Raw genomic sequence first — 25,397 nt, forward strand, 5'->3', positions numbered from 1 at the left:
AGCTTTACACCTCTTCTTCTAAGTTTGCTTCAATTAAATCTACACGCTCATTTTCTGTCCCGTAATCCGAATAAAATTCTAAAAAGTTTCTTCTTGCTTTTGTAGTAGTAAAGGCATACTCCTTATACGATTCGCAGGAAAACCGAATGTCACAGTTTCTACAAGCGTGGTCAATAAAAGTTTTATTATTTTTCAATTTACTTTTCAATTTCTCAACCGGAGGAGCCAGAAATTCATGTTCTTCAATCATATCAACAACTTCTCCAAAGGAAACCAAATACTCCTGAACCTTTTCAGGGGTAAGTTCAATTGGAACCTCTGGGTCCCATAATTTCAATGCATCTTCTAATATTTTTTCGTCATTTGTTTGTTTAAATCTTTGGTTTGCCTTTTTTAGAAGGTCTGTTTCTCCGGTGGCAATTATAGATGTTCCGTCTAATTGCTGTCCACGTATGGATTGCCAAATGTGTGCATAGATGTTTAGCTGCCCTTCATAATCCTGCTTATTGCATCTAACAAATTCTACATCGTGGGTTTTAATATCATACATTATTGTTTGATTATCTTCTTTGACAACGTCAACAACCCCTTGAATAGTAAACTTTCTACCAGCTGGGGTTACTTGTTGAGGGAGCGTTAATTTAACTTCTGTATCGGAAACATTTTCAGCAAGGCTTTTAAGTTTTTTCCAATAGTTCTTTACTTGCTCTAAAGCCAATTTTTTTACATGAGGAGAAAGGGAGTGCCCCCCCTCTAATCTTAAAAGCTCATAATTTTCTTCAAAAGCCTCTTCAATAAATTGTAACATTTCATCATTTCCCATTTCTATCACCTCTTAAAGAAATGATTCTATTATGGATATCTTCAATTGTTTGGTGGACAAGATTACCGAATAACATTGTTTGGGAACGAGACGGCACAAAGCCGTATTTTTTGAACACCATATAGTTTCTAGGACATTTTAAATAAAGCAGATAGTCACTCGTATAAGAATAAACTTTAGGTATGTCCTCTTCCTTCATTTTAACATTTGGTAGATTAGCAATACTTACACTTGGTATGGTCGGATAGTTCATTTGTGCAAAAAGCTGTTTAAACGCAGGATCTACCACTTGACCTTGCCCCCTTAGATTAGCTATTATTAACCCTTCCTGTGCCCTTGATAAGGCAACGTAAAATAGCCTCATTGTATCAAATTCAGGTATTCGTTCTAACGGTTCATTATCACCTTTTATCAGCGGTCTCACGATCTCTTCATTCCTAGGGACACCCCTATTTTTCTTTCCAGGGTTCCCTAAAACAACATACGGAAATTCAAGTCCCTTTGATTGATGAATTGTAAGAAAGGGTACACGACCTTTTGGAAATGGTGTTTCTTCATTTTCAACTTCAGATTCCCCGACTCGAAACAGTCCATAAATATATCGACCAAAAAAATCGTTGCGAAGTTTATCCTCTATCAACCTTGCACCTGTTATTACTGATCGAGATTGTTCCATGTAACGAGACAAATACTCTGAGATCATGGAGAGATTACAAATAGGTCCTTCATCCGTTCCATTCTCAGCTAACTTGAACAATTGTGAAAAGTATGGAAATCCACAAATTCGATAGAAAAGGTCTAAGATGTTCCAGTCAACTGAAGTCGCCCTATTTAAAATATACTGCAAAGTAAATGGTTTTCCTTGTTTCGCTCTAAGTTCAATAAATTTGTCTAAGCGGTCAGTTCCTAGGCCTCGAATTGTTTGTTGAGAAAGTAATGGGGTACTTGCTAATGTACGTTTATGTGTGTTAGGAATATATATGTCAAACAAAGACCACTCATTGTCATTTAGTGTTTTTAATAGGCGTATATAATCCTCTTTACAACCTTTAAGTTCTGCAACTTTTGAAAACACATATCTCTCCAACCGCTCGTCTTGTTTCATCAATTCTATTGCAATATCTTCTACTGTATCTAACCAATCATGATAATCTTTGTATGCACCGGAAAAGTCTTGCCTTTGAGGCTTTCCAAAGATTTTTATAAGAAGTCCAAAAAGAGCTTTTGCTTCTTCTACTTCCAAAAATCTTCCTGCTCTAGGAGCATATACATTTATTCCTTCTTTTTCTAATGCCTTTTTCATTCGTTGGACATGTTTATTGTTCTTTAAAGCTGGGAACAAAAAGGCAATTTGATTTGGGTCCTCAACCTTCTTTTCATCAATAAGCTTCCTTACAAACAATGCAATTTCATTTGCTACATCTTCTGATTTAGAGCATGTTGTAGTTAAAACAGAAAGGTCATTATCTTTGCTATTTGCCTGAATATCTTTATCATGAAGACGATAGTAACCTTCACCATCATCTCGAACCCAACTTATTTTTTCTATAAAGTTAGTATATGTGTCAACGATTTGCTTTTTGGAGCGGTAGTTAATATTTAGTTTAATTTCCTTTGCATTAGCATTCAGATTTAGTGCGCAACGCTTTGGAAAAAGAACAAAATTCTCTACAGTCGCTCCCCTAAAACGGTACAACGCTTGGTCGTCATCACCCACTACGCAAAGGTTTTTATGACCTAAAGCCAAGCGGAAGAATAGTTGCTCTTGAATACGATTTGTATCTTGAAACTCGTCAATAACAACATATTCAAATTCATTTATAACATGTTCACTTTGCATGAGCTGCAATAAAGCCTTTTGTTGCAATAGAGAAAAATCAACCATATTATTGTTAAGTATCTTTTCTTTATACCACTCATATAGCTTAACTACATGGAAAAATGCTTCATTTTTTATCTTCGTCCCATGTTCATAAAGTTTTTCTACCTGTAAATTTTCTTCAGAAAAACGATTAAATATAGAAATTAGTGATTGTGTAGTTTCATGTCTTGAGACAGAACCCTTTCCAAAATATTGTTTAAGTTCTGTTCGAATGTCCTCTTCTGTCATATGAATTAGCTCTTCAGTCATTTTCCAAAAAGAATTGGAATTTATATAAAAATATTGATCTAACTCATCTAATAAAATAGGTGGTTTTACCCTTGTTCTATCTTTAATGAATCTTCTATCACCAATAATTCTTTGACAAAGAGAATGAACAGTACCAACATACATTTTGGAAATATCAAAAGGTAAGTCTGTAATATTCGTAACGGTCCCTAAAATAGTTTGCAATCCATCTTTTAGTTGTTTAGCTGCTTTTTCAGTAAACGTTGATAGGAATATTTTTTCCGGGGGAATATTGTGAAAAACAATTGCATTAACGGTTCTCCACAATAATACTCTGGTTTTACCAGAACCAGGACCCGCCATTAGGAACAATGGTCCTTCAAGGGACTCAATGGCCTCTCTCTGACCACTGTTAGGATTGAACCCATGTAATCGAAATAAAGCTTCTAATGTTAAATTTAATTCTCCCTCCATGATCTTCCCCCATTTAAATAGTTTATAAATGAACATGATATAATGGTAATATTTTACCATGAAATTCTAGTTTTCCCCCTAAAAATATATTAATTTAATGCAGAAGAACTACTATATCGTAATTTTTTAAAAATCAGCATGCATCTCTATATAATGATTACAATTGAATTTATAACTGTACTTTTATGGAATACCCTTTGTTAATTCAAATATTGTAGGGATTAAAACATATTTCCAACAAATTTTTTAACATATAAGTAATTTCCACATATACATATTTAGAAAAATTAAAGGTGTGGTGATTAAATGGAAGGTAAAATCGTGTGCTTTAGCGCCGCAGATAATCACTCAAGAGCAAATTTTAAAAAAACGGTATTAAATTGCATTGATTTAAATGATCTAGAAACTAAATTTTTCAAAATTGATAAGCCTTCAAATATCCAACATGTTTCAATATGGGGCGCACGTTCTGAAAAGCTTTGGAACGAATTAAATACTAATGACGTTATACTGTTTTATGCTAATTATCAATTTATTTCATATGGTACCTTAATGTGTAAAATACAAAGTAAGGAAATTGCAGAATATTTGTGGGACGAAAAAGCTTATAAAAATTTGGTTATTATGAGCCCACATGTAAAAATAGGTTGTTCTAGAGAGAAATTTTGGAAGGCCTTTAATTATGCAGATAAATTTTATATTTTGGGACTTAGAATCCCCTTTGTTAAAAGACAGAAAGAAATTGTCTCTGAATATGGAAGTATACAAGCCTTTTTAGAATATGCGTTGGATTTGGATAAGATGGACTTGCCAAATTTTTAATAAAATCAAAAAGGAAGTAGGGTCGGGGGAGTTTGTTTCCTGCCTTTTTTAATGACCCTTTCTTGGTCCTTTAGCACTAATATTCTTGGATTCAATTCTAGGTCCTTCTTTTCAGATTTCTTTCTCCCAATAATATAAATCCATAGCTTATTTTACCCTGATTTTTCGTTATCTAGGCGGCGTTCCTTTTTAAGAAAAACTGTAACACCTTTAATTCACAATTTAGAGTTCCTTTAGCTTACTCCACTTCATCCATTGTTTGTATTGAAGTTTTAAATTTACATATTTGCTGGAACTGTTAATCATGGGATTTTAATCTCCACTGCCCTGCCAATAAGAAAAATCCACTTTATTGGTGGATTTACATTTCTTCATCATATTCATCATCGTCTTCAATGGGTTTCTTTTTTGTATGCAATTTAATCCATAAATTGATATCACGAGTAACTTTTTTATCCATACGAAATCCAATTAAAATAATCGTTGCACCTAAACCAATTAGTAAAACGGTGTTACTTAGTGTAACTATAGACTCTTGGGATGAGGGTGTATGAACAAAAGGAATCCAAGTTATGAAAGAGATTGCAATAAAATATGAGATAGCTTTCGCTTTGTTAAGGCGCTTGATTTTACCTGCAACTAGTATATTATTAAAGAGTTTCTTATCATATGGTTCTAATGCAAAGTCAAAAATATCTGATGCAACAAATGCAAATGCTGAGAGAGAATAACATGTGATTTGCCATTCATTTAACAGTATTAAGCCGGTACAATACAATATCCCCATCATAACTAATCCAGAACCAATAAACTTAATTATGCTATTAGCTTCATACATACTGAACCACCCCCAATTCATCTTATTCTTTTAATGAAAGGAATATTTGTCCTAATAAAACTTTTTTATCTATTGCCATACTATCCTTGGCATTTCCCCAACACACGGCATAAAAATTTATTTACTATTGAAGATTAGAAACATGGTTTATTTTTTTCAATAGAAAAAGCCGCCATTGCTGGTGGCTTACAATTTTATTTTTTGAATGTAAAACCCGAAATACGTGATAAGTACCGTATACGGTGTTTTATTTTTAGCTAAATTTTTGTTTAAAAGACTTTAGAAACATGACCTCAGCTTTTATGACATCATAAAATCGTTAACCAGGCTGTTGATAAATTTTATTAAGCATTTCACAATTTTAGTCTTGATAAGGTGAGATACTACATTTTTTATCCCTTAATGCACTAAGAAGTGCCGTTTCAATATCGTAAATCAGTTCAACAATTCACGTAAAAAAGCAAGTCTTCTTGGGCTTACCTTCCCCGTTTTGTCCAGCCAATTCATATAAAAGAATAAAAAATAATTTTAAGTGCATGTATTTATTCACTCACACAGTTGTACTTAATTACTCGCATGGGTATTCATTTAATTATAAAAAAAGTATTTTTAAAGGCTGTCTTAAGTAGGCAGCCTTTTAGTTTTGATTGTTCATGCACAAACCCGAAACCCAAGGTTAATAAGAAATTTCTTACTTTCTTATCTTTTGAAAACGGTGCCTTTATTCCACTCATACTCTTCCTAATATTTTAAGAAGTGGATCTGATTCTTTTTCCATTTCTTCATTCAGCATTAAAGCCAATTTACTTCTAGCACTCGGGGACAGCCCTAATTCACCGGCGAATTTATGAAATATTTCACTATATTTTTGATATACCAATATGGCTTTATTTTGGTCTTTATTTACCGCTCCGCTGTTATTCGTATACTCTACTATCAAACCTTCTTTATTAATGATGTCACGGCATTTCTGCATGTTTGCAATGGCATCTGCCACAATAGAAACGGTATGGACATCGGTATTGTTTAAAAAGTCAGTTGGCAATGATTCAATGATTTCCATATAAGCCTTCTTCCCTTTGCTACATAAATCAGTAGGCGGTGTCTGGGTTATGTGTTTCTTGCCTTTTAGGGTATCCTCCGCATTTTTCCTATTGATCCGTTCATCTTTTGTCATGGCTCCAGTTCTTAATGATACTGGCTTAACTTTGCTCATTATAAAAACCTCCTTTAAGGTCTCTGTAAAATAAAAATTTGAGTCAATGGGGGCCGCGAGGTATCCAAGCAAACGGCAAAAAACATTTTATCCCCCGGGGGGTATATCAATTTCCCTTTATTACGATAGAACACTAAAGCGCTTGCAACTGTTACTGTCTCTGCCTTGTTCCGTTAAAAATCAGTGTAATTTATTCCATGCCCTATTGGGATGAATCAATTGAGCTGAATGAATGATACGATACCAGCTAATTCATCTCGTGGTATCTCTCCTCTGTCTGCCATCTTATGATGATAGGCACATAAGGTTATAAGGTTACTATCCTCTAATCGTTTATCCCATCCTTCATTAAGTGGTACGATATGATGGACTTCTAGGTTATTGAAATTATATTTAGTCTGTGTGTAATACTGTTCACGCAAACATATCTGGCATAGATATTTGTCCCGTTGCCTTATCCATTTGCTTTTGTTCACCCATAGCCTTGACCATCTGAATCGATTCAGATCATTGGATTCCTTCTTCCGTTTCAGCTGCTGCTTACTAGGGCATTTATAATTCCTCTGGTGGATTCCTCCGCAATAATGACAAGACTTTAACACTGTTTTAACCACCTCCTTCTTCAACTAGAATTAACTATATAAAGGACATAATCACCTTTGATAATTATTTTATATTTACAAAATCAACTGACATTAGTGACAGAACTTAATAATCCTAGAACCATAAGGAATTGAAATGTCAGTTTACCGAATGACACACAGTTGCTACTTTGACATTACTACTCACAAGAAGTGTATTTATAAACAAGTGTAAGATTATCTGTCAATGCGTCAATTGTGTGTCAAGTGAACTATCTGATGCAATGAACTATTATGCCTCTAAGGATTAATACTAGTGTCTGTAATGTCAGTATGTTTCCAAAAAATAGGGTTTACTAAAATCATTTCTTTTCTTTTTATTTTATAAAATTTAATAAAGTTTCTTTTTTGTAATTTCAATAAGATTAAATTAAACTCATCAGCTTTAATGCTGTAATTAACGGCTCTTCCGACTTCTCTTCGTTCAACATGCCCATTAGATAAAATTGCTCGTTTTTTAATGTGATGCCATACTCGTTTTTCTTCATTATTTGAACCGCTTTTTAACATTCCGAAGGTTGCTAAATAATGTATTTTAAAGTATTCCAATAGTAGAGTGCCTTTGTAAACAGTATCCGAATTAATAATTAATGGAATACTATTCAAATGGCAATGTTCTGAGATATGAAGCAAAGCGATTAATCTACCGATTTTACCCGGTAATTTACTCATCCATTCTTTTGCATGTCCATAGCCAAAATCTGAACCGTCTCTCATTAGTTCTTCGCAGTCTTGACATAAAGCATCAAATCCCTTTTGGGCTTCTATGTCAAATAAAAGAACTTCTTTTTTTTGCTCTAAAGATAATAACTTATCTATAAAAGCTTCATAGGCACATTCACATTTTTCGCTTACTGGCTCTGTTACTATTCTTCTATAACCTACATTACTTTTTGGAATTGAATATAAGAAACGTTGTGGTAATCCTCTGGAATGAGAATATTCATCAAAGTCTTTTAGTGCTCCCGGCTGAATGGTAGCTCCAATAGTAAGCAAAGGTTCTTCTAAACGTTCGCTCCTTCCTCTTCGATCAATAATAACACTTTCCCCATCGTATCCTTTTAAGTAAATATCAAAATTTGGTTTTTCACTGTATCTGCCTAAAAGTGTAGCAATCAATCCACCTTCAGGTGTTAACATTGACATTGTTTCATCATTATTTTGCATTATAGTAACTAGTTGCTCAGGTGTAACATCATCCGCAATAATACGACCTTGGGAAACATATGGCATAGCGTTCAATTCTTCATTTAATTCATATATTTCTTTTTGAATAGCCTTTGCTTTTTCAATATCTTTTTCTTTTGAAGCATATTTTTCTAATTCAACAATTCTACCATGCAAAACTCTTCGATCTGATTGATTATTATCGAAAGCATTTTTTTGTTTTATCATGCTATTTTTCTCATGTTTCTTAATTGGTTTTATCATTCTTTTAAACCCTTCAGACTTTCTACTTCCAGGATCCATAGCTGTAATAATATAAGTATTAATTGGTTCAAGCCAACCTTTTCTAAGCTGAATAATAAATTTTCCTACATTTGTAGTTGATAAAACCGAAAAAACAAGCAAAGCTAAAATATCACGTGGAACTTGAATATCTTCGGACACTGCTTCAATAAAATTTCTTAAAATTGAAGGGAAAATATCTGTGGGAAATGCCACTGTTTCATATTCCGCAAAATCTTCGATTTCTCCCCACTCTTCATTTGTTTCGGTAGAATTAACAATTGAAGGTGAATAAATTTCAGGAATTAACCCATGTTTATGCAAAATTTCAACATTAGCTAAATCTTTCATTTACGCTAACCCTCTCTATAAAGCGTTTTACTTCTACAAGTGTATATGGACATACATCATCCTCCTGTAAACAATAAATCCAATATTTTATTTGTTCTTTAAAATGATATAAATCACCAAAATTATCTAGGTCTTCTAAATTTTTAATAGTAATTATTTTCTGTTCAATTAAATTCAACATAGCGTTTAAATAATTTAATTGTTCAATGATTCGGCTTTTTATTGCTTTAAGGAAAATTTTATTTTTAAATTTCTTTTGTTTTTGTAAATGAAGATATTGTTCTTCCTTAAGGTTAAAATCTTCAATTACTAATTGAACCGCTTCTTTAAATTCAATATTATTCGCAAGCATAACTACATTAATAACATCGCCTGCTTTACCGTTGTTGCAACCACTAAAACATTTAAATGTGTTTGTTTTAGGATAGACCGCAAAAGATGCCTTTTGATCTGAATGAAATGGACATTTTGCTGAAATACTCCGTCGATTTGGATTTTTTGCTTTGAAATTTGTATACCGCTCCAATACTTCTATAATCGAAATTTCCTCTTTAATTTGTGTGACAGTAATCATATTTCTATGTTCCCACCATTCTTTTTAACATTTATTGACCATCGATTGATATAATCCACTACTTGATTTCGATTAAATAAATATTTCTTCCCTATCCTTAAAGTGGGAAAATCTGGATTGTAAATAAACAATTTTTCTACAGTCGGGCGACTTAGTGAAAGCATTTTACAAAGTTCCTTTATATCGATTAGCAATGTTTGTTGTTCGATTTCCTCGATACGTTTACGAACTTCTTCTAAGTAGATAGCTTTTGCTGTATCTTGATCCAACGAAACATTAAACATTTGCAAACACCTCCGGATGGATTATTAATTTATATTTACTTTTTGCAACCATTGGAAAAATATACATTTTTTGTTCTGCTTTTGCAAATTATTTTTTATTGTTTTACTTTTGCAACCATATGAGTTAAAATAATATAGAATTTGGAGTAGAAAGAGGTAAATAACGTGGCCGATTTTGGAGATAGATTAAGAAGATTAAGGAAGGAAAAAGGACTTACTATTAGAAAACTAAGTGAATTGTCAGGTGTTGCACATTCTTACCTTTCTCAAGTTGAAACAGGTAAACGAGGAATCCCAAAAGTAGACACGCTTGAAAAGATTGCTAGTGGTCTTAATATTCCATCAGTTGATTTACTAATGCTTGCAGGATATCTCCCTATTGAAAAAGTGGGTTATGCGGATGATAAAGACGAATTTATAAAGGGTGAAAGTGAACGAGAAAGTCACTTATTTACTGAGAGGAAAATTGAAACTCGCGCATTACCAGATGCACATGATCTTGATTATTTATTAAGTTCTAAACATGAGATATATTTTAAGAACACGCTTTTGAACAATTTAGAGAAATCAAAGATAAAAAAGTTAATCGAAATCATTTTAGAGTATTGAAAGGAGGTGATTATAGATGGCTACATTTAGAAAGTTACCAAGCGGAAAATGGCAAGCACGTGTATCAAAAGAAGGGAAAGAGTTCAGTATTGGTACTTATCGCACGAAAAAAGAAGCTGAAATAGAAGCTGCTAAAGTAGAAGAACGAATTTATTACGGACAAACCTTAAATGATAGGAATATGTTATTTGGAGAAGTAGTCAAAAATTGGCTTGAACATAAAAAAGCAAATGTAAAGGAGTCCACGTTTGCGCAGCTTGAAGTGATCATTCGAAATCATGTTTTACCCACTTTTGAACATAAAAAAATCATGACAATTCATAGACCTGAAATAAAAAGATGGATTGCCAAATTTGGTGAACTTGATGAAAACGGCAAAGAAAAATATTCATTTGGTTCAAGGTTAAAATATCTTTCAGTTATGAAGAGTATTTTGCATTATGCTGTTCATGAACTTGAAGTGCTTGAAAAAAATCCTGCTGATAAATTAAGGGTTCCTGTTCAGGATAGTGTAGCAGTAAAAAAAGATGAAGAAGTAAAATATTTTAGCCTTGAAGAATTAAACAAGCTTTTGGATTTCATGAAGACATATAAACATCAGCGCTTTCCGGATTATCAGCTTTATTACATGCTTATGTACTTTTTAAGCAAAACCGGTTTAAGGATATCTGAAGCTTTAGCTTTAAGATGGGAAGATATCGATGATGATAAGATAACGATCGATAAACAAACAAGCCGGGATGATAATAACAAAGTAAAATTAACAACATTAAAAAATGCTGCTTCTTATCGAACTATTAAAATTGACCAAGATTTAATCCGTGAATTAAAAAAGTTTAAGTTGAAGCAAAATGAATTGGTTTTAGGAGATCCAAGATTCCGCAAAAATGAAGATGGCATCATTTTTCAAAATTATAACGGACACTATTTAACACCTTCTATCATTCGAGAAACAATCCAGAAGTACTGTAAAAAAGCAGGGGTTGAATATAAAGGCACACATGTTTTCAGGCACACACATGCTGTATTGCTTCTGGAATCAGGTGCAAGTCTAAAATATGTATCTAATCGATTAGGGCATAAAACCATCAAAACAACAGCCGATACTTATCTTGCTATTACGGAAAAAATTGAAGAAGACGAACTTCAAAAGTTCGCCTCCTACATTCAAAGATAAATTCAAATCGGCACGATATCGGCATGCCGACAATTTAAAGATTTATTAAAACCCCTCAAACCCTGATACACAAAGGTTATTTCTTTGTTATCCGATAGAACCTTCCATTTCGAACTTGATCAAGCGATTCATCTCAACGGCATATTCCATTGGCAGTTCTTTAGTAAATGGCTCGATGAAGCCCATGACGATCATTTCAGTTGCTTCCTGCTCGGAAATACCGCGGCTCATCAAGTAGAAAAGCTGCTCTTCTGAAACCTTGGAAACCTTGGCTTCGTGCTCAAGTGAAATATTGTCATTTAGGATTTCGTTGTAAGGAATTGTATCCGAAGTTGACAAATTATCCATAATCAATGTATCACACTCGATGTTAGCACGTGCGCCATCCGCTTTACGGCCGAAGTGAACGACTCCACGGTAGGTTACCTTACCACCGTGCTTAGAAATCGATTTAGATACGATCGTTGATGAAGTATTTGGAGCTAAGTGAATCATTTTCGCTCCGGCATCCTGGTGCTGTCCTTTACCGGCAATTGCAATCGATAAGGTCATACCGCGTGCGCCTTCACCTTTTAAAATAACCGCAGGGTACTTCATTGTTAACTTAGAACCGATATTACCGTCGATCCATTCCATAGTTGCATTAGCTTCACATACTGCACGCTTCGTAACTAGATTAAACACGTTGTTTGCCCAGTTTTGAATCGTCGTATAACGGCAGTAAGCATCCTTTTTAATGATGATTTCTACAACAGCACTGTGAAGCGAGTTTGTTGTATAAACAGGAGCTGTACAGCCTTCTACATAGTGTACGTGTGCGCCTTCGTCAACAATAATTAACGTACGCTCAAACTGACCCATGTTTTCTGAGTTAATGCGGAAATACGCTTGAAGCGGTGTATCCACTTTAACACCTGGCGGTACATAGATGAAAGAGCCGCCGGACCAAACAGCAGAGTTTAATGCAGCAAACTTATTATCAGTTGGTGGAATAACTTTAGCCCAGTGCTCGCGGAAAATGTCTTCATTTTCTTTAAGCGCGGAATCTGTATCTTTAAAAACGATTCCTAGTGCTTCAAGGTCTTCCTTCATGTTATGGTAAACAACCTCTGATTCATATTGTGCAGATACCCCAGCAAGATACTTTTGCTCAGCTTCAGGAATACCTAATTTATCAAAAGTTGCTTTAATTTCTTCAGGTACTTCGTCCCATGACTTCTCTGACTTCTCAGATGGTTTTACGTAATACGTAATTTCATCGAAATTTAAAGAAGCCAAATCTCCGCCCCATTGCGGCATTGGCATATTGTAAAAATGCTCAAGTGATTTCAAACGGAAATCCAACATCCATTGCGGCTCGCTCTTAAGCTTTGAAATCTCTTCAACAATTTCCTTTGTCAATCCACGCTTTGATCGGAATATGGAAACGTCTTTATCGGCAAAACCATATTTATAATCACCGATTTCAGGCATTTTTTTTGCCATTATCGTGTCCTCCATTCATAAACGAGAGGGGCTTTCAAACCCCTGCCGTTCTATTGTTGTTCCTCTTCCTTTAAACTCTTTTCCATTGCCTTCCAAGCAAGTGTGGCACACTTAATTCGGGCTGGAAATTTGCAAACACCTTGAAGTGCCTCGATATCGCCTAAATCGATATCGTCATCATCGTAATCTTTTCCCTGCATCATATCGGAAAAAATCTGCGCCAGCTTTAACGCTTCTTCGATTGTTTTACCTTTAATAGCCTGCGTCATCATTGAAGCGGATGACATGGAAATCGAGCAGCCTTCCCCTTCCTGTTTTGCGTCAACCACGATCCCATCTACCACCTTAAGGGTTAAGCGAATGCGGTCGCCGCAAGTTGGGTTGTTCATATCTATCGTATGGCTGCCATCTTCCAAAACCCCGCGATTGCGAGGATTTTTATAATGATCCATAATAACTTGACGGTACAGTGTATCTAAATTATTAGAAGACATCGCTGAAATACTCCTTTGTTTTGACAAGCCCTTCAACAAGTTTATCAATATCTTCTTCGGTATTATATAAATAGAAGCTTGCACGAGCGGTTGCAGAAGCTTTTAACCATCTCATCAGCGGCTGGGCACAATGATGTCCGGCGCGGACTGCGATTCCCTCCGCATCTAGAACTGTCGCAACATCGTGCGGGTGAACGTCTGCTAGATTAAACGTTACAAGTCCTGCACGCTTTGCCGGATCAAGCGGGCCATAAATGGTCATGCCTTCAACCGTTGACATTTTTTCTAAAGCATAGGCTGCAAGCTTATGTTCATGCTCGGCAATATTGTCTAATCCCACTTCATTTAAAAAGTCGATAGCAGCACCTAGACCGACAGCACCTGCAATAATCGGTGTACCGCCTTCGAACTTCCACGGTAGTTCTTTCCATGTTGATTCGTATAATTGAACGAAATCAATCATTTCGCCGCCAAACTCGATTGGTTCCATTTTTTCAAGCAAATGTTTTTTCCCATAAAGAACACCAATGCCGGTCGGACCGCACATTTTGTGTCCTGAAAAAGCAAAGAAATCACAATCTAAATCTTGAACATCAATTTTCATATGCGGGGCACTTTGCGCACCATCCACTACCATAATCGCTCCATTTTCATGGGCAATTTGGGCGATTTCTTTGACTGGATTGATGACACCAAGAACGTTAGAAACCTGCATCACCGAAACAACTTTCGTATTCGGTGTTACTGTTGCTCGTACATCCTCGAGTGAAATCGTTCCATCCTCTTGAAGTGGAATATACTTCAATTGGGCACCTGTTCGTCTGGCAACCTGCTGCCAAGGAATGATATTACTATGATGCTCCATATAGGTAATAACGATTTCGTCGCCTTCCATCAGGTTCGCCGCCGCATAGCTTGCAGCAACTGTGTTGATGGAAGTAGTTGTGCCTCTTGTAAAAATAACTTCTTGAATCGACTTGGCATTGATGAACTTACGAACTTTTTCACGGGCACCTTCGTAAGCATCAGTAGCTCTTGTTCCTAGTGTATGCACACCGCGGTGGACATTGGAATTGATTTCACGATAATATTTTTCAACGGTTTCAATAACCTTTAGGGGCTTTTGGGAAGTTGCTGAACTATCCAAATATACTAAAGGCTTGCCGTTAACCTCTTGATCTAAGATTGGAAACTGTTTGCGAATTTCCCCGATATTCATTAGCGTACTTTCCTTTCAATCACTTCAGTTAGCTGTTTCTTTACTCCTTCAATCGGAAGCTGGTTTACAACTGGAGCAAGGAAGCCATGAATAACTAAGCGTTCAGCTTCTTTTTTCGGAATTCCACGGCTCATCAAATAATAGAGCTGGATTTTGTCAACACGGCCAACTGACGCTGCATGTCCTGCAGTTACATCGTCCTCATCAATGAGGAGAATTGGGTTGGCATCGCCGCGTGCTTTTTCGCTAAGCATCAATACGCGTGATTCCTGCTCTGCATTTGATTTAGAAGCGCCATGTTCAATTTTGCCGATTCCGTTGAAAATGGAAGAAGCACTATCCTTCATTACGCCGTGCTTTAAGATATAACCTTCTGTATGTTTACCAAAGTGGACGACCTTTGTAGTAAAGTTTTGTGTTTGCTCTCCGCGTCCAACCACAACTGTTTTCGTGTCGGCATATGCGCCGTCACCAAGAAGGTTTGTTGTATTTTCGGAAATCGTATTGCCTTCATTCATTAAACCTAGTGCCCATTCAATCCGAGCATCTCTGCCAGCAACACCGCGGCGGTTCACGTAGGTAGTGATTCCTTTTGCCAGGTAATCAACCGCACCATATTGGACCTTCGCATTACTATTGGCAATGACTTCAGTTAGAATATTGGCTAGTGTATTCGTTTCTTCCATCGTTGAAATATAGTTTTCAACGTACGTTACGGAGCTGTTGTCATCCGCCACGACAATCACATGATTGAATAGATTCGCTTGGGCATCATCCTGTACAAACACCGCTTGAATTGGTTCAGAGATTTCAACATTTTTAGGAACGTATAAGAAAGCTCCCCCATTCACAAGCGCAGCGTGAAGGGCCGTTAAACGGTGCTCATCAGCGTTAATAGCCTGAGTCATATAGTACTTTTTCAATATGTCGCCATGATTCTTTGCAGCGGTAAAAATATCGGTAAAAATAACACCCTTTGCTTTTAGATCTTCTGATAAAGATAAAAAGCCAGGAGTTTGATTTCGTTGAATGTATAAGTTCTTATTCTCTTCAACTAATGCTTTTACTTCCTCTGGAAGTTCAGCTAGTGAATTGTAAGCAGCACTTTTTACAACATGCTGATTAAATTGTGTGAAGTTCCATTTATCAATTTTCGTTTTGTCAGGGCGAGGCATTGGTAATTCTTCGAAATGTTCTAATGCCTTTAGACGAAGCTCTGCAAACCAGGCAGGTTCGCCCGTCTCTTTTGAAAAAGAACTCACAAACCCTTTATCAAATGGTAATTTTGTTTCTGTTGTCATTGTAATCCTCCTAACTGCTTACGCTTCTTGCCCAACTGTTTCATCTTCAATGCCGAGCTCTTTCTTGATCCAGTCATATCCTTCTGCTTCTAAGCGTTGTGCCAGCTCTGCGCCGCCTGATTTCACAATACGGCCTTGCATCATAATATGCACATGGTCAGGAGTGATATAGTTTAAAAGACGTTGATAGTGAGTAATAATTAAGCAGCCAAAGTCTTCGCCGCGCATTTCATTAACACCCTTTGAAACAACCTTTAGAGCGTCAATATCAAGACCAGAGTCAATTTCATCTAAAATCGCAATTTTTGGTTCCAGCATCATCAATTGCAGGATTTCGTTACGCTTTTTCTCACCGCCGGAGAAGCCTTCATTTAAGTAACGCTGTGCCATATCTAAATCCATTTCTAAGAATTCCATTTGCTTATCCATTTTGCGAATAAACTTCATTAAAGAAATCTCATTGCCTTCACCTAAACGGCTATTTAGGGCTGAACGTAAAAAATCGGCATTTGTTACGCCGTTGATTTCACTTGGATATTGCATTGCAAGGAAAAGACCTGCGCGAGCACGCTCATCAACTTCCATTTCCAGAACGTTTTGACCATCTAATGTGATGCTGCCGCTTGTTACTTCATATTTTGGATGCCCCATGATTGCGGAAGATAAAGTGGATTTACCTGTTCCGTTAGGACCCATAATTGCGTGAATTTCTCCACCTTTTATTTCAAGGTTTACACCCTTTAAGATTTCTTTCCCATCAATTTCTACGTGTAAATCCTTGATAGTTAAAGTTGATCCAGCCATATTAATACCTCCGAAAAGAATGTTTTGTATCTTGTAGATCAAAGGAGATCTATAACTCTATTCTCATTTTATTCTCATTCCAATCTTATAACAAATGAAATGTATTAGCAACTCTTAAACAGTAAAAACCAAGCAGCTATTTTCATTGAGGCTGTCCTAAATGAGAATGAAAAGAGTTGTTTTTAAAAAATTCAGATAACTATCCAATTATGTAAAAACACTCGATTAAAATAATACCTCATTTTTTTAATAATTGCCAAGTCGATTCAAGTATAAAGTCTTTTGTATTTTTACCCATTTAGGTTGATTCATGTATCCTCAGTTTCTACCTATTTATATGAAAAAGCAGGCTCACATCGCCTGCTTTTTCATAGTAATTATTCAGATACCGGTACAACTGCACCTTTGTATTTTTCAAGGATAAAGTCTTGGATTTCTTTTGAATGAAGTACTTCAACAAGTGCTTTGATTGCTGGCTTGTTTTCATCACCTTTACGAACTGCAATTACGTTTACATATGGTGATTCTTTATCTTCAATCGCAATGGAATCTTTAACTGGGTTTAAGCCCGCATCAATCGCATAGTTTGAGTTGATTAGAACTGCATCGCCTTCGCCATTGTTATAGATTTGTGGTAATAATTTTGCTTCATAGTTTGCATCAAATTTTAAATCCTTAGGATTTTCAACAACGTCTTTCAATTCAGCTTTTGTTTTATCAATGCCATCTTTAAGCTTGATTAGACCTTCTTTTTCAAGCAATGAAAGGAGACGGCCGTGGTCTGCTACAGAGTTGCTCATGATCAGGTGGGCACCTTTTGGAAGGTCGCTTAGTTTTTTGTATTTCTTAGAATAAACACCAATTGGCTCGATATGGATTCCGCCAGCATTGACAAAATTATATCCAAACTCTTTATTTTGAGACTCTAAGTAAGGAATGTGCTGGAAATAGTTAGCATCAAGTTCTTTTGAAGCAAGAGCTTTGTTTGGTAAAACATAGTCAGTGAAGGTTGTAATTTTTAAATTAATCCCTTTTTCTTTTAAAAGCGGTGCTGCTTTTTCAAGAATTTCAGCGTGGGGAACAGTAGATGCCCCGACAACTAATGTTGTTGTTTTGCTGCCCTTTTCAGTAGTACCTTCTGATTTTTCTTCAGATTTACCGCAAGCTACCAGCGCAAGTGCAAGTGTTAGTGCTAAAAGTACTGTTAACCATTTTTTCATTTTAACCTCTCCTTTTTATCTTTTATCTAATTTTGAAGTGATGAAATCACCAATAAATTGAATCACAAACACAATAAGTAAAATGACGACTGTTGCCATAAAGGTGACATCATTTTGGTTTCGCTGGTACCCATAGTTGTAAGCGAGACTTCCTAATCCGCCTGCCCCAATCGCTCCTGCCATCGCCGTGTAACTGACAAGGGCAATAGCTGTAACGGTAATCCCTGAAATGAGTGCCGGCATTGATTCCGGAAGAAGCACCTTCCAGATAATCGTACCAGTTGTTGCCCCCATTGATCTGGCTGCTTCAATGACTCCTTTATCAATCTCCCTGAGTCCAATTTCCACCATCCGCGCATAAAACGGCGCAGCACCAATTATTAATGAAGGCAATGCAGCATTAACGCCAATCATTGATCCAACCAATATCGTAGTTAACGGAATTAATAACACGATTAAGATTATAAACGGTATGGAACGGAAAATATTCACGATTGTACTGAATACAGCGTTAATCGGTTTATTTCCCCATAAGTTTCCATTAGAAGTAAGAAATAATATTAATCCAAGCAAGGTCCCTAAAATAAAGGTTGCAAGCACCGAAATCCCCGTCATATATAGGGTATTTTTTGTTTCTTGCCACAGAATAAGCCAATCTACATTTGGAAAATACTCCTTAATCATTTGCTACCACCTCCACTCCTACCTGCTGAGAACGGATAAAGTCAACTGCATTCATGACTTCTTTTTCGTCCCCATCGATATGGATGAAAAGCGTACCATATGAACCACTTTGCGTTTGTGATATTTTCCCCTGCAGGATATTTACCGTAATATTGTTATTTCTAATTAAATTAGTGATGACCGGCTGCTCAGCAGATTCCCCAATGAAGGTTAGTTGGACAATCAGACCGGATTGATAGCGTTCAAGCAAATGCTCTGCAGTATCCTTTGTTTCTTCCGGCTCTGTCACCTGTTGGACGAATCGTTTTGTAATCGGCTGCTGAGGGTTTTTAAATACATCGAGTACTGAACCAAGCTCAACCACTTTTCCGCTTTCCATTACCGCAACACGGTGGCAGATTTTTCGAATGACATGCATCTCATGTGTAATCAATACAATGGTTAAGCCAAGCCGTTTATTAATATCAACTAATAATTCCAAGATTGAATCCGTTGTTTGCGGATCGAGCGCGGAGGTTGCTTCATCACATAGCAAAACCTTTGGGTTATTCGCGAGTGCCCTGGCAATTCCGACCCGCTGCTTTTGCCCGCCGCTCAGCTGTGAAGGATAAGCATTTTCTCTGCCTTCAAGGCCAACGAGCTTAATGAGCTCATTAACTCTTTTTTGTCTTTGTGAGCTTGGCACTCCAGCTATTTCTAATGGAAAAGCAATGTTTTCGCTGACTGTCCTTGACCAAAGAAGGTTAAAATGTTGGAATATCATGCTGATTTCCTGGCGTGCCTTTCGAAGTTCGCTGCCCTTAATTTTTGAGATAACACGACCGGCTACCGTTACGCTTCCATCGGTCGGCAGCTCAAGTCCGTTGAGCATACGTATTAAAGTACTTTTCCCAGCACCGCTATATCCAATTACTCCGAAAATTTCTCCTTCTTTAATTTCCAGGTTGACTTCATCGACGGCTTTTAGCTGCCCCTGTTTCGATGGATAGATTTTTCGGACATTTTTTATCGAGATCATAGATTCGTTTCACCTACTTTTTATCCTGTTTACTTAAAATTCTGAAATTACAACCTATTACTTGATTATAGGGTTTGATTGATTGGTAGAAATATTCCTATTTTAGGAAAATAAAAAGCCCTTCTGCACAGGCAGAAAGGCATTATTAATATAACCTTTCTCCCATCTCCCAAAGCAAACGCTTTGTGTGAATTGGCACCATTTCAATAAATTGACGGTTGCCGGGTTTCATCGGGCACATCCCTCCACCTCTCTTGATAAGAGCATCCTATATATTCAATTAACACGTTAAATTATTTAAGTAATTATTTTACGAAAATTATCGTACCACGGATAAAAAGGAGTGTCAATGAAATTTTTTAAAAAAAGAATTTAGGAAATATTAAACATTTGCTTTTAACGAAGTTAAGCCTGTTGCAGACTCAATCGCGGATTCTAGATCTTCAATCAAATCCTCGACGTTCTCGATACCAATTGATAGGCGGATTAAATCTTCTGATACTCCTGCTGCCTTAAGGCCTTCAGAATCTAACTGCTGATGAGTAGTACTAGCCGGATGAATGATTAAGCTTTTTGCATCCCCAACATTGGCAACATGAGCCCATAAAGAAAGGGAATCAATAAGCTTCGCTCCTGCTGCTTTTCCACCCTTAATTCCGAAAATAACCATAGATCCTGCACCTTTTGGCAAATATTTTTTTGCTAAGTCGTGATCAGGATGTGTTGTATGCCCTGGATAGGAAACCCACTCTACGGAAGGGTGATTTAATAAATATTCAACGACTTGGTTTGTATTGGCGATATGCTCTTTCATGCGAACATGCAGTGTTTCAAGACCAAGTGTAAACAAGAAAGCATTTTGTGGACTTAAGGCTGGTCCAAGGTCACGAAGGAGCTGGACTCGCGCTTTGATAATATATGCTGCGGCCCCTAGTGCCTCTGCATAGATAAGATCATGATAGCTTGCATCTGGAGTAGTAAAGCCAGGGAATTTAGACGAATTCCAATCAAACTTGCCGCCATCAACAATGATGCCGCCTGTCGTGGTGCCATTCCCTAGGAGCCACTTGGTTGCGGAGTGTACCACAATATCTGCACCATGTTCAATTGGTCTGCAAAGGTAAGGTGTTGCAAAGGTATTGTCAACAATTAATGGGACTCCGGCCTCGTGAGCAATCTCGGCAATTTTTTCAATATCAAGAACTCGCAAGCTTGGATTACCAATTGTTTCAGCAAAGACTGCTTTTGTTTTTTGGGTAATAGCCGTGCGGAAGTTTTCCGGATTATCTGCATCTACGAATTTTACTTTAATCCCGTATTTAGGGAGAGTAACCGCAAATAAATTATAGGTTCCGCCATAGAGATTGGAAGCTGCAACAATTTCATCGCCTGCTTCGGCAATATTTAGGATTGCGAGTGTGATGGCAGCCATCCCGCTAGCGACTGCCAGGGCGCCGACGCCTCCTTCTAGAAGGGCAACACGTTCTTCAAATACGGTCGTGGTTGGATTATGAATTCGGGTATATATGTAACCTGGTTCTGCTAAGCTAAACAGGTTTGCTGCATGTTCTGTGTTTTTAAATTGATAGGCATTGTTTTGGTAGATTGGAACTGCGCGTGCTCCTGTCACGGGATCTGGTGATAATCCGCCATGAACACTTAATGTTTCAAACCGATACTTTTTTTGATTTTCAGCCATTACTCCCACTCCTTTTAAAATAAATACCCCCGCTTCAATAAGAAGAGGGGGTCTCTCTTCTTATCTTCCGAAGCCTTTTTCTGCTCCGCTGGAATTAGCACCTTGGTTGTCCAACCGGTTGCCGGGCATCATCGGGCCAGTCCCTCCGCCTCTCTAGATAAGATTACTTTATTTGACTGATTTATTGGTAGAATATTCTAAATTCAGCATACATGATGTCTAATTCCGAGTCAACACCTATGATTAAATTATTTTTGCAAAATCTTCCTGTGCTTTTGTGAGGTAAAAAAGGGATTCGAGCAGCAAGGTCGTTCTTAAAGGCGCTGATATGCTGAGCTTTAGAGTTCGTAACCTTTTCTTACCCTCGAGGAGTTGTGTTATTTCATTTAGATTGCCGCTAATTTCGTATTTAGCTGGTTGATTTTGAAGAGTAAAAATGGTTCCATTTTTTATTACTAGTTGAATGCACTGTTGATTGGTATTTATGTTCACTCGAAGGTCCACGTTTTCTATCAATGGAAGGATATGCCTTTGTTCTCTTACCTTTGTTAGAAAATTATTTAAAGCCTCTATCATTTTCACCACTCCGGTCCCATGCTTTTACTATTACTATTCATCATGGGGCGCTATTATCCTTTTAATAATGCTCGACAGTTATTGCGGGGGTCAGCGGAGGTAAGTGTCGAAATTGGTGGAATTGTTATAAATTGTTCAAATGTTTGTTGTTAAGGATGGGTGATATTTTTATAAAATTTAAAGTAGGAAAGGATGTGGATCATGGCTTTCAAACCTCGTATTGAGCCATTGGAATTAAGGATTCTTAGGATTTTAAACACACGAATGGAATTAACGGAGGAAGAAAGGAGGAATTATTTTAACCTTGAAAAAGGCTACCAGGGTGAAGTACAGTTTGATTTATTAACGGAGATATTGCAAAGTAATTGTTATATTTTAAATGATTTGCTTCTTGAAAGTAATAATAAGGATTTTCAAATTGATTCCTCTCTTATTTTTCAAGAACCACTTTATATTTTTGAAGTAAAAAATTATCAAGGAGATTTTATTTTTAAACCTGACCGGCTAGAGACGCTCTCAGGAAAGATATATCCAAATCCGCTTGACCAGCTGAAACGCACCAAAACCCTGCTCCGTCAATTACTCCAAAATCTGGGCTACAATATACCAATTGAAGGATATGTCGTTTTTAATAACCCCGAGTTTTTCTTGTACCAGGCACCCCTAAATGAACCCATTATTTATGCACCTCAGTTAAACACTTTCATGAAAAAATTAAATATGAAGCAGTCTAAATTGGGCATCCATCATAAAAAGCTCGCTGAAAAATTGGTATCTCTTCATAAAATTGTATCTCCTTATTCAAAACTGTGGGCTTATAGTTTTGAGGAGCAGCGAAAGGGAATGACCTGTTCTGCGTGCCATTCCTTTAATGTGTATTTGAGTGCAGGAAAATTAGTATGTGATGACTGCGGGTGCGAAGAGGAAATTGATGCTGCCGTATTGCGGAGTGTGGAGGAAATTAAGCTGTTGTTCCCGGAGATGAAGATTACTACTAATGTTGTGCGGGAGTGGTGTGTGGTGATATCAATGAAGAAAATCAGAAGGGTCTTAAAACAAAACTATAGTTCTACTGGTAGAAAAGAATATAGTTTTTTTTGAGGATGAAAAGAAAGATTGATAATAGTTTATTCACAGTGACCTCTAAGGGGTAGTATTATCTGTCACGGTCACTGTGGCTCTTTCATAGTAACCGTTGATGCTTTTTTACTCCGGCACGGGCTCTCTGCCTCTTTCTCAGTGACCGTTACCTCTTTTTTTGCCTCGGCACGGGCTCTCTGCCTCTTTCACAGTGACCGTTATCTCTTTTTTCACAACCACACGGACTCTCTGGCTCTTTCACAGTGACCGTTATCTCCTTTTTTACTCCGGCACGGGCTCTCTAGCTCTTTCACAGTGACCGTTTTCTCTTTTTTCACTCCCACACTGGCTCTCTGCCTCTTTCACAGTGACCGTTATCTTCTTTTTTACTCCGGCACGGGCTCTCTGCCTCTTTCAGAGTGACCGTTATATCTCCGTTATATCTTTTTTCACAACCACACGGACTCTCTGGCTCTTTCACAGTGACCGCAAAGACTATTTTTCACCTTTCATAGGCAATATCAATATTCATAAAAAAACAGATGCCCACAAAAAGCATCTGTTTCAGCTTATATACTGTCTTATTTTATCCAACAAAAACGGTACCGAATGAAAAGCATACAATGTCTCCATCACGACCCCGTTTTGTACGATCAGCAAACATGGGACACTTTCAACTGCAAAATCCACCGCTAAATCAGGATAAAAATTTAAATTCATTTTTCCCATTTCTATCTTTACCAGTTCCTCAACTACCAACAGCATTTTAGAGGCCAGCTGGCAGGTGCCGCACATTGGCGTATAAAAATAGACAAGCCCGGTTGCCTTTGATTTGAGGAAGGTGGTTAAATCATTTCGATTCCACTCATTCATTTCAGTTAGCTCATTTCTAAATACTCGGTATGAACGTCAATATTCGCTCCTAATAAAACCGTTGCTAGGTGATGCACAGGCGCTGTGGCTACTTCACGATACATCCGATCAATATATAAATGTTCCGCATGAGGAAATTCCCGTTTAAACTGCTTCCGAAGCTTTTCGCCGGCTTCATCGGCATCCACAAGGATATAGACATCCTTGTCTTCAAGAAATTCAATCAATTCGTCTAATTTTGTCAAACTGATGGTTCCATTTGTACAAATGATTTCAACGGGTTCCTTTAAAATACTCTTGACCTTATTTTTATCCGATTTTCCTTCGACAATAAGAACTTTGTCAACATACGTATCATTCATTATCCATCACCTGTAAAAGAAGTTGTTTTATGATAACATATTCCAAATTTTTCACAATGTGTGCCTGCTTCTTAGGTACGTTAACTATAGCATTATTGTCATCTCAAAAATAGGTTTTTGCTCATGGATGCTTTTCCGCCTTCTTCCCATTTTATTATAGCCTGCCCAAATTTAGTAGTAGAAAAAGTGGAAAATGTAAGAAAAGCACCTCCATGAGGTGCTTTAAAGCAAAAAATTAGTCTTCTTTAGTCATTTCTTCGTATTGTTCAGCAGTCATAAGCTTGTCTACCTCGCTGCTGTCGGATAATTCAATCACGATCATCCATGCTTTTTCATATGGTGATTCGTTCACGAACTCAGGGCTGTCACTTAAATCTTCGTTTACTTCAACAACTTTTCCGCTGACTGGTGCGTAAAGTTCTGAAACAGTCTTAACTGATTCAACGCTGCCGAATGGTTCGTCAGCGGTTACTTCGTCGCCCACTTCAGGAAGCTCAACGAAAACGATATCCCCTAACTCGTGCTGTGCAAAGTCCGTGATCCCGACGCGCACTTTTTCTCCTTCAACTTTTACCCATTCATGTTCTTCAGAATAACGTAATTCTTTTGGTGTACTCATTAGCAAAATCCCTCCATTGAATTATTCAAAAATCTATTATCGAAATAAATCGATTACCAGTTTTGCATAATGGCTATGTTACTTCAGCCACATTTTCTCAAAATCTTCTTCCTTAAAGCCAACGGTCACATGCTCTCCGTCTGTTAAAATAGGGCGTTTAATTAACATGCCATCGGAAGCCAATAAATCTAATAGGTCATCGTCTGTTGCCGACTTCATTCGGTCTTTAATACCTAACTCCCGGTATTTTTGACCGCTTGTATTAAAAAATTTCTTTAATTCCAAGCCGCTTTTTTGGTAAAACTCTTGCAACAATTCCCTTGATGGGGGATTTTCCACAATATGTACTTCTTCATAAGTAAGCTGATGGGCATCCAGCCACTTCTTTGCATTTCGACATGTTCCGCATTTCGGATACCAGTAAAAAGTTAATGACAACCGTTTCACCACCCTCTTTAGTCAAATGCATTTTATCACAGACAACTATAAAATCCTAATAGATGACACTCCCAAAAGGTAAAATTCGACACCTTTTGTAGAATTTCCTGCTTTTTAAAAAAATATTTAAATAAAAAGTTGTTTAAACTGGGCTGTT

At 37.0% G+C, this 25,397-nt stretch carries 26 protein-coding genes and 2 riboswitches; of the genes, 4 read left to right on the top strand and 22 right to left on the bottom strand.

The genetic code is table 11. From position 1 onward, the window contains the following. Positions 1 to 4: 4 nt before the first annotated feature. Both ACIFOT_RS14165 and ACIFOT_RS14170 read right to left on the bottom strand, forming a co-directional pair. On the bottom strand, positions 5 to 823 hold the full coding sequence (locus ACIFOT_RS14165) for a PD-(D/E)XK nuclease family protein (protein WP_430065529.1): 819 nt from the start codon (positions 821 to 823) through the stop codon (positions 5 to 7). Further along, on the bottom strand, positions 813 to 3,407 hold the full coding sequence (locus ACIFOT_RS14170; RefSeq protein ID WP_430065531.1) for a UvrD-helicase domain-containing protein: 2,595 nt from the start codon (positions 3,405 to 3,407) through the stop codon (positions 813 to 815). Before ACIFOT_RS14170 ends, ACIFOT_RS14165 begins: the two co-directional genes overlap by 11 nt. Positions 3,408 to 3,713: 306 nt before the next feature. On the opposite strand from ACIFOT_RS14170, the gene ACIFOT_RS14175 reads away from it, so the two are divergent. After that, complete coding sequence (locus ACIFOT_RS14175) at positions 3,714 to 4,229, top strand: hypothetical protein (RefSeq protein ID WP_430065533.1); 516 nt, start codon at positions 3,714 to 3,716, stop codon at positions 4,227 to 4,229. 361 nt (positions 4,230 to 4,590) lie between these two features. Here ACIFOT_RS14175 and ACIFOT_RS14180 read toward each other — a convergent pair whose 3' ends face one another. The 6 genes from ACIFOT_RS14180 to ACIFOT_RS14205 all read right to left on the bottom strand — a co-directional run bounded on the left by ACIFOT_RS14180 (position 4,591) and on the right by ACIFOT_RS14205 (position 9,582). Beyond that, positions 4,591 to 5,067, bottom strand: coding sequence for a hypothetical protein (locus ACIFOT_RS14180; RefSeq protein WP_430065535.1), 477 nt, complete (start codon positions 5,065 to 5,067; stop codon positions 4,591 to 4,593). A 730-nt stretch (positions 5,068 to 5,797) separates the two neighbouring features. Beyond that, complete coding sequence (locus ACIFOT_RS14185) at positions 5,798 to 6,283, bottom strand: phage terminase small subunit P27 family (protein WP_430065537.1); 486 nt, start codon at positions 6,281 to 6,283, stop codon at positions 5,798 to 5,800. A 215-nt stretch (positions 6,284 to 6,498) separates the two neighbouring features. Next, entirely contained in the window at positions 6,499 to 6,885 is a 387-nt protein-coding gene (locus ACIFOT_RS14190) for an HNH endonuclease (RefSeq protein WP_430065539.1), read from the bottom strand. Between the two features lie 279 nt (positions 6,886 to 7,164). Beyond that, positions 7,165 to 8,724 carry a YfjI family protein gene (locus ACIFOT_RS14195; RefSeq protein ID WP_430065541.1) on the bottom strand — a complete coding sequence of 520 codons (1,560 nt, stop codon included), beginning with the start codon at positions 8,722 to 8,724 and terminating at the stop codon, positions 7,165 to 7,167. After that, positions 8,708 to 9,298: a CHC2 zinc finger domain-containing protein gene (locus tag ACIFOT_RS14200; RefSeq protein ID WP_430065543.1), complete on the bottom strand. Its 591-nt coding sequence runs from the start codon at positions 9,296 to 9,298 to the stop codon at positions 8,708 to 8,710. The genes ACIFOT_RS14195 and ACIFOT_RS14200 overlap by 17 nt, the downstream gene beginning before the upstream one ends. Beyond that, the gene (locus ACIFOT_RS14205) at positions 9,295 to 9,582 is read right to left on the bottom strand and encodes a helix-turn-helix domain-containing protein (protein ID WP_430065545.1); all 288 of its coding nucleotides are present in this window, start codon (positions 9,580 to 9,582) and stop codon (positions 9,295 to 9,297) included. Before ACIFOT_RS14205 ends, ACIFOT_RS14200 begins: the two co-directional genes overlap by 4 nt. Positions 9,583 to 9,747: 165 nt before the next feature. Between ACIFOT_RS14205 and ACIFOT_RS14210 the strand changes: the two genes are divergently transcribed. Both ACIFOT_RS14210 and ACIFOT_RS14215 read left to right on the top strand, forming a co-directional pair. Continuing rightward, positions 9,748 to 10,191: a helix-turn-helix domain-containing protein gene (locus ACIFOT_RS14210; RefSeq protein WP_430065547.1), complete on the top strand. Its 444-nt coding sequence runs from the start codon at positions 9,748 to 9,750 to the stop codon at positions 10,189 to 10,191. Between the two features lie 16 nt (positions 10,192 to 10,207). Beyond that, positions 10,208 to 11,368, top strand: coding sequence for a tyrosine-type recombinase/integrase (locus ACIFOT_RS14215; RefSeq protein ID WP_430065549.1), 1,161 nt, complete (start codon positions 10,208 to 10,210; stop codon positions 11,366 to 11,368). An 87-nt stretch (positions 11,369 to 11,455) separates the two neighbouring features. Here the strand turns inward: ACIFOT_RS14215 and sufB are convergent, their stop codons facing one another. The 10 genes from sufB to ACIFOT_RS14265 all read right to left on the bottom strand — a co-directional run bounded on the left by sufB (position 11,456) and on the right by ACIFOT_RS14265 (position 21,868). Beyond that, positions 11,456 to 12,853, bottom strand: a complete 1,398-nt coding sequence (gene sufB, locus ACIFOT_RS14220) for a Fe-S cluster assembly protein SufB (protein WP_430065551.1) — start codon at positions 12,851 to 12,853, stop codon at positions 11,456 to 11,458. A gap of 50 nt (positions 12,854 to 12,903) precedes the next feature. Further along, on the bottom strand, positions 12,904 to 13,347 hold the full coding sequence (gene sufU / locus ACIFOT_RS14225) for a Fe-S cluster assembly sulfur transfer protein SufU (protein ID WP_430065553.1): 444 nt from the start codon (positions 13,345 to 13,347) through the stop codon (positions 12,904 to 12,906). Then, positions 13,337 to 14,566, bottom strand: coding sequence for a cysteine desulfurase (locus tag ACIFOT_RS14230; RefSeq protein WP_430065555.1), 1,230 nt, complete (start codon positions 14,564 to 14,566; stop codon positions 13,337 to 13,339). The genes sufU and ACIFOT_RS14230 overlap by 11 nt, the downstream gene beginning before the upstream one ends. Next, positions 14,566 to 15,867, bottom strand: a complete 1,302-nt coding sequence (gene sufD / locus ACIFOT_RS14235; RefSeq protein ID WP_430065557.1) for a Fe-S cluster assembly protein SufD — start codon at positions 15,865 to 15,867, stop codon at positions 14,566 to 14,568. Before sufD ends, ACIFOT_RS14230 begins: the two co-directional genes overlap by 1 nt. A gap of 18 nt (positions 15,868 to 15,885) precedes the next feature. Continuing rightward, positions 15,886 to 16,671 (bottom strand): Fe-S cluster assembly ATPase SufC, encoded by a 786-nt coding sequence (sufC, locus tag ACIFOT_RS14240; RefSeq protein WP_289989444.1) that lies wholly within the window; start codon positions 16,669 to 16,671, stop codon positions 15,886 to 15,888. A 377-nt stretch (positions 16,672 to 17,048) separates the two neighbouring features. After that, positions 17,049 to 17,891 carry a MetQ/NlpA family ABC transporter substrate-binding protein gene (locus ACIFOT_RS14245; RefSeq protein ID WP_430065559.1) on the bottom strand — a complete coding sequence of 281 codons (843 nt, stop codon included), beginning with the start codon at positions 17,889 to 17,891 and terminating at the stop codon, positions 17,049 to 17,051. 15 nt (positions 17,892 to 17,906) lie between these two features. Next, entirely contained in the window at positions 17,907 to 18,575 is a 669-nt protein-coding gene (locus tag ACIFOT_RS14250) for a methionine ABC transporter permease (protein WP_223591959.1), read from the bottom strand. Beyond that, complete coding sequence (locus tag ACIFOT_RS14255) at positions 18,568 to 19,593, bottom strand: methionine ABC transporter ATP-binding protein (RefSeq protein WP_430065562.1); 1,026 nt, start codon at positions 19,591 to 19,593, stop codon at positions 18,568 to 18,570. Before ACIFOT_RS14255 ends, ACIFOT_RS14250 begins: the two co-directional genes overlap by 8 nt. Before the next feature lie 159 nt (positions 19,594 to 19,752). Further along, positions 19,753 to 19,857: riboswitch (SAM riboswitch) on the bottom strand. 118 nt (positions 19,858 to 19,975) lie between these two features. Continuing rightward, positions 19,976 to 21,292, bottom strand: a complete 1,317-nt coding sequence (locus ACIFOT_RS14260) for an O-acetylhomoserine aminocarboxypropyltransferase/cysteine synthase family protein (RefSeq protein WP_430065564.1) — start codon at positions 21,290 to 21,292, stop codon at positions 19,976 to 19,978. Positions 21,293 to 21,349: 57 nt separating this feature from the next. Further along, a riboswitch (SAM riboswitch) is annotated at positions 21,350 to 21,456 on the bottom strand. 79 nt (positions 21,457 to 21,535) lie between these two features. Then, a complete protein-coding gene (locus ACIFOT_RS14265) occupies positions 21,536 to 21,868 on the bottom strand; it encodes a hypothetical protein (protein WP_430065566.1) in 333 nt (110 codons plus the stop codon). Between the two features lie 201 nt (positions 21,869 to 22,069). Between ACIFOT_RS14265 and ACIFOT_RS14270 the strand changes: the two genes are divergently transcribed. Beyond that, a complete protein-coding gene (locus tag ACIFOT_RS14270) occupies positions 22,070 to 22,969 on the top strand; it encodes a nuclease-related domain-containing protein (RefSeq protein ID WP_430065568.1) in 900 nt (299 codons plus the stop codon). A gap of 543 nt (positions 22,970 to 23,512) precedes the next feature. Here ACIFOT_RS14270 and ACIFOT_RS14275 read toward each other — a convergent pair. The 4 genes from ACIFOT_RS14275 to ACIFOT_RS14290 form a co-directional block, all read right to left on the bottom strand. Further along, positions 23,513 to 23,821, bottom strand: a complete 309-nt coding sequence (locus ACIFOT_RS14275; protein ID WP_430065570.1) for a thioredoxin family protein — start codon at positions 23,819 to 23,821, stop codon at positions 23,513 to 23,515. 5 nt (positions 23,822 to 23,826) lie between these two features. Beyond that, entirely contained in the window at positions 23,827 to 24,183 is a 357-nt protein-coding gene (locus ACIFOT_RS14280; RefSeq protein WP_430065572.1) for a toprim domain-containing protein, read from the bottom strand. A gap of 235 nt (positions 24,184 to 24,418) precedes the next feature. Then, a complete protein-coding gene (gcvH, locus tag ACIFOT_RS14285; protein ID WP_430065574.1) occupies positions 24,419 to 24,802 on the bottom strand; it encodes a glycine cleavage system protein GcvH in 384 nt (127 codons plus the stop codon). A gap of 78 nt (positions 24,803 to 24,880) precedes the next feature. Then, positions 24,881 to 25,240: an arsenate reductase family protein gene (locus ACIFOT_RS14290; RefSeq protein WP_430065576.1), complete on the bottom strand. Its 360-nt coding sequence runs from the start codon at positions 25,238 to 25,240 to the stop codon at positions 24,881 to 24,883. Between the last annotated feature and the right edge of the window lie 157 nt (positions 25,241 to 25,397).

The sequence above is a fragment of the Neobacillus sp. NRS-1170 genome, from assembly GCF_050468025.1.

Coding starts and splice junctions, on each gene's coding strand:
- sufD (WP_430065557.1), bottom strand. CDS start 15,867: ATGACAACAGAAACAAAATTACCATTTGATAAAGGGTTTGTGAGTTCT.
- sufB (WP_430065551.1), bottom strand. CDS start 12,853: ATGGCAAAAAAAATGCCTGAAATCGGTGATTATAAATATGGTTTTGCC.
- ACIFOT_RS14265 (WP_430065566.1), bottom strand. CDS start 21,868: ATGATAGAGGCTTTAAATAATTTTCTAACAAAGGTAAGAGAACAAAGG.
- ACIFOT_RS14200 (WP_430065543.1), bottom strand. CDS start 9,298: ATGATTACTGTCACACAAATTAAAGAGGAAATTTCGATTATAGAAGTA.
- ACIFOT_RS14250 (WP_223591959.1), bottom strand. CDS start 18,575: ATGATTAAGGAGTATTTTCCAAATGTAGATTGGCTTATTCTGTGGCAA.
- ACIFOT_RS14185 (WP_430065537.1), bottom strand. CDS start 6,283: ATGAGCAAAGTTAAGCCAGTATCATTAAGAACTGGAGCCATGACAAAA.
- ACIFOT_RS14195 (WP_430065541.1), bottom strand. CDS start 8,724: ATGAAAGATTTAGCTAATGTTGAAATTTTGCATAAACATGGGTTAATT.
- ACIFOT_RS14270 (WP_430065568.1), top strand. CDS start 22,070: ATGGCTTTCAAACCTCGTATTGAGCCATTGGAATTAAGGATTCTTAGG.
- ACIFOT_RS14215 (WP_430065549.1), top strand. CDS start 10,208: ATGGCTACATTTAGAAAGTTACCAAGCGGAAAATGGCAAGCACGTGTA.
- ACIFOT_RS14230 (WP_430065555.1), bottom strand. CDS start 14,566: ATGAATATCGGGGAAATTCGCAAACAGTTTCCAATCTTAGATCAAGAG.
- ACIFOT_RS14275 (WP_430065570.1), bottom strand. CDS start 23,821: ATGAATGAGTGGAATCGAAATGATTTAACCACCTTCCTCAAATCAAAG.
- ACIFOT_RS14255 (WP_430065562.1), bottom strand. CDS start 19,593: ATGATCTCGATAAAAAATGTCCGAAAAATCTATCCATCGAAACAGGGG.
- ACIFOT_RS14165 (WP_430065529.1), bottom strand. CDS start 823: ATGGGAAATGATGAAATGTTACAATTTATTGAAGAGGCTTTTGAAGAA.
- ACIFOT_RS14245 (WP_430065559.1), bottom strand. CDS start 17,891: ATGAAAAAATGGTTAACAGTACTTTTAGCACTAACACTTGCACTTGCG.
- ACIFOT_RS14175 (WP_430065533.1), top strand. CDS start 3,714: ATGGAAGGTAAAATCGTGTGCTTTAGCGCCGCAGATAATCACTCAAGA.
- ACIFOT_RS14260 (WP_430065564.1), bottom strand. CDS start 21,292: ATGGCTGAAAATCAAAAAAAGTATCGGTTTGAAACATTAAGTGTTCAT.
- ACIFOT_RS14205 (WP_430065545.1), bottom strand. CDS start 9,582: ATGTTTAATGTTTCGTTGGATCAAGATACAGCAAAAGCTATCTACTTA.
- ACIFOT_RS14170 (WP_430065531.1), bottom strand. CDS start 3,407: ATGGAGGGAGAATTAAATTTAACATTAGAAGCTTTATTTCGATTACAT.
- gcvH (WP_430065574.1), bottom strand. CDS start 24,802: ATGAGTACACCAAAAGAATTACGTTATTCTGAAGAACATGAATGGGTA.
- ACIFOT_RS14280 (WP_430065572.1), bottom strand. CDS start 24,183: ATGAATGATACGTATGTTGACAAAGTTCTTATTGTCGAAGGAAAATCG.
- sufC (WP_289989444.1), bottom strand. CDS start 16,671: ATGGCTGGATCAACTTTAACTATCAAGGATTTACACGTAGAAATTGAT.
- ACIFOT_RS14180 (WP_430065535.1), bottom strand. CDS start 5,067: ATGTATGAAGCTAATAGCATAATTAAGTTTATTGGTTCTGGATTAGTT.
- sufU (WP_430065553.1), bottom strand. CDS start 13,347: ATGTCTTCTAATAATTTAGATACACTGTACCGTCAAGTTATTATGGAT.